The 7,000-nt window shown below is 58.8% G+C and carries 1 protein-coding gene; it reads right to left on the bottom strand.

Features of this window, described 5'->3' with window-relative positions:
- The coding region (locus AKL27_RS26685; RefSeq protein ID WP_198156104.1) for a hypothetical protein at positions 1–7,000 on the bottom strand (7,000 nt) is incomplete at both ends.

Below are 7,000 nucleotides of genomic sequence, written 5' to 3'. Positions count from 1 at the left end.
CTGAATCACGCTCACCACCTGACCTCGTGCGTCATACACCGTAATGGTTTGGGCAATCGGGCTGTTGGTCTTGCCCATCTCACTCAGAATCTGATCCAGTCGCATGCTACTTAAATCCAGCGTCTGCGACTCCAGCGTCATCGTCGGACGGCCATTGCGGTCGTATAAATACACCTTGGTAATGCCGCCGCCCGTATTGCTGCGCCAGATTCTGCCAGCACTGTCGTAATCATAGAATTCCTGCGGCCGTCCATTCACGCCACCATTGCCCGTCGTCTTGGCCACGATATTGCCGTAGCCGTCGTAACGTACCGAGGTCTCACCTCCCACATTCCATACCGGTTGATCGGCCGCATCGGCCAGACCCGTAAAGCGTTTCACTTCGTGATTCAAACCGTCATAGGCAATGCTCAGCATCTCGTGCACGCTGCTGCCATCGGCTTGCAAGCGATCACTGATCTGCGCCGTCGTATTGCCCACCGCATCGTAGCCAAACCGAATCACTTCGCCCTGCGCCGTACTCAGGCTCAGACGACGTCCGCCCACTCCATACAGGCTCTCCAACACGTGGTCCGCTGCGCCACCCACACCCACCTGCGTTTGCCGCGTCACCAGATTCAAGCCATTAAAGGCATAGGTCGTGGTCTGGCGCACAGTGTTGCCGGCATAGTCCACTATCGTGGGCAGCAACACCGCTGTCTTGCGCGACAGGACATCGTATTGCCAGTTGCTGACCTTGCCGGTGGCATCGGTTTGCGCTAACACATCGCCAGCGGCGTTATACACGTAACGCACCGTCGCATCACCGGTTTGTTGCGTCAGTTGGCCAGTACTGCCATTGACCACCGCATTGTCCACGCCATGACGTGTCTCGCTGAGTTTGCGCCCGACACTGTCGTAGGTGTAATCCACGGTGCGATCCTTGGCATCTGCCGTGATCTTTTGAATCAAGGTATCCGGGTCGCTGGTCTCCGTAAACGGATCCGCACTGGCCGGGTACTTGTTGGCGTAAGCCACTTCCTTCAAGACATGACCTTCAGCATCCGTGATCCATTGCACCGCATAGCCGGCCGCATCAATGGTCAACACCTTCTGGCCAAGACGGTTGTAGTAGGTATAACTGCGGTTGCCAATCCCGTCCTGCTGCATCACCACCTGACCGGCAGCGTTGTAGGTGGTACGTTGTGTGATATCGGCAGTGGCGTAACTGAAGCTATTCGTCGTCGGATTTTGTTCCGCGAAGTTCACATTGGCCTGAATGGTCTGTACCAGATGATTCCCGGCATCGTAGACCTGACGCATTTCCAGCATGTTCAGGACATTGCCGGCCGGCAGTGCATCACCCACCGGTACCGTCACCGCATCACCATAAACACGTACCACCACTGCATTGCCTGCGGCATCAAACTGGCGTGTAGTCAGCGTACCGGTGGCATTGATCTCGGCAATCGCATGGTTGTTGGCATCGTAATACGCGCGCGTAACCTTGCCGTTGGCGTCGGTCTTTTCCAGTACATTGCCGAAGGCGTCGTAGCGCAAGGTTTCTACCGGTGTCACCAAACTGGTCCAGCCGCTGCCGGCGACATAGACCTGTACCGCATCACCGCTCTTGCTGATCTGGCGGCCCAGACGATCATAAGTCAGCGTGGTCGTGCGTTGCTCCGGCAAACCTGCAGCCTCGATAGTCTGCGTACGATTGCCAAAGGCGTCATATTGCACCCGGTTGACCACCGCGATTTGCACCCCGGCAGCATTGGCCGACGTCACCGGCAAGGTTTCACTCAGGCGCTGTCCGCGCGCATCGTAGGTATAGCTAAATACCCCACCGAGCTTGTTGGTGCTGCCAATCACGTTACCCGCACCATCGAACACACTGCGCTCGGTATTGCCCAACGCATCCGTCGTCGTGATCAGGCGGCCCGCAGCATCGTAATCGTAGCTGGTGTGCGCGCCCAGTTTGTTCACATATAACGTGCGTCGACCAAAGGCATCATAGGCATAGCTTTCGGTATTGCCCAAGGCATCACGCCCCAGCACCAACTTGCCAATGCTATCGTAGACGAAGGCCGTAACCCGGTCCGCCGGCGAGCTCTGCATGTAATAAGCATCACGCGCAAGGAATTCTGCCCGACCGGCAGCATCCAGGCTCTGCCCGTAATTGGTGATCGTCACGATATTGCCCAGTGCATCGTACTGATGCCCCTTGACCACTCCGAGTCCGTCAATCACGAACAGCAGACGGTTGCTCTCGTCGTACACACGGTCTTCCACCACATCACGCGCGACATCGACGGTCACCAGCGCCTGCAATTGCGTCACGCTCAACGCACCCGCAGGGGCGTTGACGGCATTCGCATAGCGCACGGTATGCAGCAGGTTGCCATTGCTGTCGTAGGCATTGTTCGTAACATAGCCCAGGGCATCGATGCTGTAGCGTTGCCGATTGGCACCGTCGTAGCTAAAGCGCAGCGTACGGTCATGCGTTGCATCCGGCTGCAGTCCTGCCTCGATTGCCGCCGCCGTGACCGGCACCGGTCCCGTCAGCGCCTTGGCATAGGTCGTGCGCAGCACTACATTGCCATTGGCATCGTAACGCTGTTGCGTCACCACTCCATTCGCATCGACTTCGTAGTTCAACCGATTAGCCGTATCGCGTATATAGGTCGTGATCCGATCCTGCGCCGTACTGTTCACGGTTTCCGGATGTGTCCCAGCACCAATCGGCGTCGGCAGCGTTGTCGCATACGCCGTCTGCCGGATCAGATTGCCATTGTTGTCATAGTCATTGCGGGTCACGGCGCCGACGCCGTCAACCACATAGATCAGGCGATTGGCGGCATCGTAACGATAGATCACATGCGCATCGCGCGCACCATCGGCCAGTGCTGCCACATCCGCCGGGAAGGCGGCTCCCGCTGCCAGACGCTGGGTGTAAGCAATGCGTTCAATGACATTGCCATTGCCGTCATAGCGCAGCGCGACCACGCCGCCAGCACCATCCAGCTGGAACGTTGCCCGTCCCAATGCATCGTAAGCCGTACGCGTCACGATGTCGCGCGCACTGTCACTGACCGGCGTCGGCACGATACCAGACTGCAAACCTGCCAAGGCGCTTGTGGTCAGCGGTGTCGCATAGGCCGTGTTTTGTACCAGACGACCATTGGCGTCGTAGCGATACTGCACTACTGCACCAACGCCATTGACGGTCCAGCTCAGACGGCCATCGGCATCATAGTAATTGCGGCTGGTGACGTCGCGCGCAGCACTCAACAGCACCCGCGCCTGCACTTCGGCCGGTGTTGGTTGCGTCGGCAAGTCCGTCATGTCGATTGCCACAGCATATGCTTCGCTGCGAATTACCCGACCTTCGCTGTCATAGATCTTGTGTTGCACATTGCCCAGCGCATCGACGCTATACACCAGACGTCCTTGTGCGTCATACACGTAGCGCTGCAAATTACCATTGGCGTCCGTCACCACCACCGCATTGCCGTTGGCGTCATAGCTGGTGCGTGTCACCAGATTCAAGCCATTCGGGTCCACCCGCTGTGCAATACGCCGCCCCAGATCGTCGTAGACGTACTGCGTGACCTGACCACCCGCACTCGTCACGCTCAGGACATGGCCTTGGGCATCGTAGCTGTATTGTGTGGTGAGGTTCAGGCCGGCCGGATCCAGCGTCTGGCGAATCGTTTGACCATTGAGGTCAAACACCGTCTGCGTGATCACGCCATTGGCGTCCGTGGCTTCGATTTGCTGGCCCTTGGCGTCGTACTGGTAACGACTGCGCAGATTCAAGCCACTCGGGTCAACCTGTCGTTGCAACAAGCGATTCGCCGCATCGTAGCTGTAGCGCACCACCGTACCATTGGCGTCGGTGGTTTCCATCAATCGACCGGCCGCATCGTAGCGGTTGCTGCTCTGATTCAATGCCGTCTGTGTCTGCGTCAGACGGCCATTGAGATCGTAGCTGTAATGGGTAACGTTACCCACACCGTCGGTGACACTGCTGGTCTGGCCGAAACGATCATGTACCGTCGTCACCGTGATGCCTTCCGGCGTCGTCAGGGTGATGCTGCGCGCCACATCGTCGTAGCCGTAGCGTGTCACATGGCCCAGGCTGTCGGTGCTCGTCAGGACCCGGTCAAAGGCGTCATAGGTACTGCTGCGTGCTGCATTGAGTGCATCCATCGTTTGCACCACCCGGCCCAGGCGATCAAACTCTTGACGTCGAACCTGTCCATTGGCATCCGTGGTCGCAATCACCCGACCAAAGGCGTCATATTGTGTCGCTGTCGTCACCGGCACACCCGCAGCAATGATCTCGCTGCCAATCTGCCGGCCGTTATGATCGTAGCGCACGGTTTGGGTTACACCCCGACCATCATCCAAGGTGGCAGTGGTGCCGATCACCGCACCAAAGGCGTCGTACGTCAGGCGCGTTACATGGCCCAGTGCATCGGTGCGACTGACCAGCAAACCTTGCGCGTTATACGCAAAGTGTTCTTCACTGTCGAGCGCCGCATTGCGGCCCAGCGCCAGCAAATCCAACAAGGAACTCGTGACCAGTCCACCTTGCAAGCCACCTGCATTGATACGGCTGCCCAGACGTACCGACGCCGTCAACTGACCCAGCACGTTGTAACGGTTTTCTGAGACTTCGCCCAGCGCATTGATGCTATGCGTCTGATGCCCATCCACGTCGTAGAAGAACACGCTCTTGTTGCCGTTCTGGTCAATCGTCGACAGACGCCGTCCCGCCGCATCGTAACTGTGACGCACGCCATACTGCGCCCAGATCGCCTCGATCTGCGCCTGGCTCTGGCTGCCGTCCAGCAAGGCACTGCCTTGTGCCGTCAACTCGCCAATCAATCGCCCCTGCACGTCATAGCGGGCATTGCCAGTACGCACTTCACCGCTGCCAACGCCGCGCGTAGTCTGGATCAACTGACCAACCTGATCGTAACGGTAAGTTGTTACCGTCCCTTCGGCATTGGTTTCTGCGATGAGCCGGTTGTTGGCATCATATGTCGCACTGGTGCTGCGATCCATTGCCGTGGAGGACGGCCGCACTGTCGCCAGCGTCGCCCCCGCTGCCAATGGCACACTGACCTTGGTCGCGTAACGGATCGTGCCCGTTACATTGCCGTTGCCGTCGTAGACTTTTTCTGTCAAATAACCTTCACCATCAACTTCACCGGCAACCTGCCCCTTGTTATTGAGCAATACGGTATTGATGATGTCGCCCACGGCCGCCGCCGGACGCAATTGTGCCAAGGTGCCGCTGCCACGCAGGGCCACATCGGTCACGCTCGCATACCGTACCCGGCTGCTCAGATGACCGGCTGCATCGTAGTGCAGTTCGGTCAGGTAACCTTCGCCATCCAGGCTGGCCAGCAACAAGCCATCCCGGTCATAGAAGTTACGCGCCACGCGGTCGTCTGCCGACGCCGTCGGCGTGATGTCCGCCATGGCGACGATGTTGCCCAGACCGCTGGCATCGACTGTGGTAGCGTAGCGTACCGTATCCAGCAAACGGGACGCGCCATCGTAGTGATAGTCGCTCACCACCGCCTGCTGCCCGCCTTCGATCGTGCGCACCAAACGGTCGGCCTGATCATAGAAACGCCACGAGCGCAGATCCTGCCCATTGCCTGCCGGACGCAGACTCGCCAGCGTCGGATACAAGGGCTGGCCGGATGCATCCACCAAGGCGCCCAAACTGACCGCCGTGGCATACTTCACCGTATGTACTACCCGACCCTTGCTGTCATATACATATTCGGTCAGGGTACCGTCGCCGTCAACATCAGCCAGCTTGCGCCCGGCCGCGTCATACAAGCGCCAGGCCCGCACGCCCGTCGGATCCTGCGTCATCCCCAGGCGACCCGCCGCATCATAGAAGTATTGCGTACTCCCCAACGCCACAGCCGCGGCATCGTTTTGTGTCACGCTCACCAGACGGCCGGCACGGTCATACACACTGGTACTCGACAGCCCATTGGCCGCCGTCACCGTCACCCGGTTGCCGGCATCGTCGTAACTGGTGGTGGTCAATTGATTGAGACCATCACGCACGGCAATCACACGCCCCAGACCATCGTAGGTGTATTGCGTCACGCCTCCCGTGGCACTCACCGTCTTGAGCAACTGCCCCGACTGGTCATACACAAACTGCGTTTCCGATTGCTGGCCATCGGAAACGCCGTTGCCTGCCGCATCGACCTTACCCCAGGCCGTCATCTTTTGTAATTGACCTCGCGCGTCGTAGCTGAGGTCAGTACGATTCGTCTGACGCAGATCACGACCCGCCACCCAGCTCACCAAGGCCGCCTCGGTCGGTACCGTCGTCAGCCCCAGGCCGCTCACATCCAGACTCGCCTGCGCATAGTCAATTTGCGCGACCCGCTCGCCATAGCTGTTGTAGCGATATTCTGTGACGCGACCTTCGGCACTGACCACGAAGCGCAATAAATTGCCGTTGTCGTACACGTAGCGCGTCGTCGCCGGCTGCGTAGCGCCGGCACCGTCGTCAGCCTGCGCATAATGCGTTTCTGTCACGACCTGATTGGCCGCATTGTACGTCCGGGTAATTGTGTTACCGGCGCCATCGCGCTGCAGAATCTGATTGCCACGCTCGTCATACTGCATGTCCAGCACACGCACGGCATTGTTGACGCCGGCACGCCAACCCGCTGGTGCATCAGTGGCAACACCATTCACATCCCAGGTGAACAACTGACTGGCCACCCCCGTCGCTGCATCGAAACTCTGGTACAAGGTCTTATTGCCAGTGACAGCATCCCATTGCTGCAACTCAGTTTGATGACCCGTCACCGCATCCCAGCTGCTGCTCGACGTCAACCCCGCCGTCGCACCATCCCAGGTCAGCAACGACAGCAAACGTCCGCTCGCCGCATCGAAACGCTCGGCCAGTGTAATTTGACCATTACTCTTGTTCCACTGATTCAGTTCCGTTTGCTTGCCGCTCGTGGTGTCC

The sequence above is a fragment of the Herbaspirillum autotrophicum genome (assembly GCF_001189915.1).
Taxonomy (GTDB): Bacteria; Pseudomonadota; Gammaproteobacteria; order Burkholderiales; family Burkholderiaceae_D; genus Herbaspirillum; species Herbaspirillum autotrophicum.
This window is presented reverse-complemented; position numbering and strand designations above follow the sequence as displayed.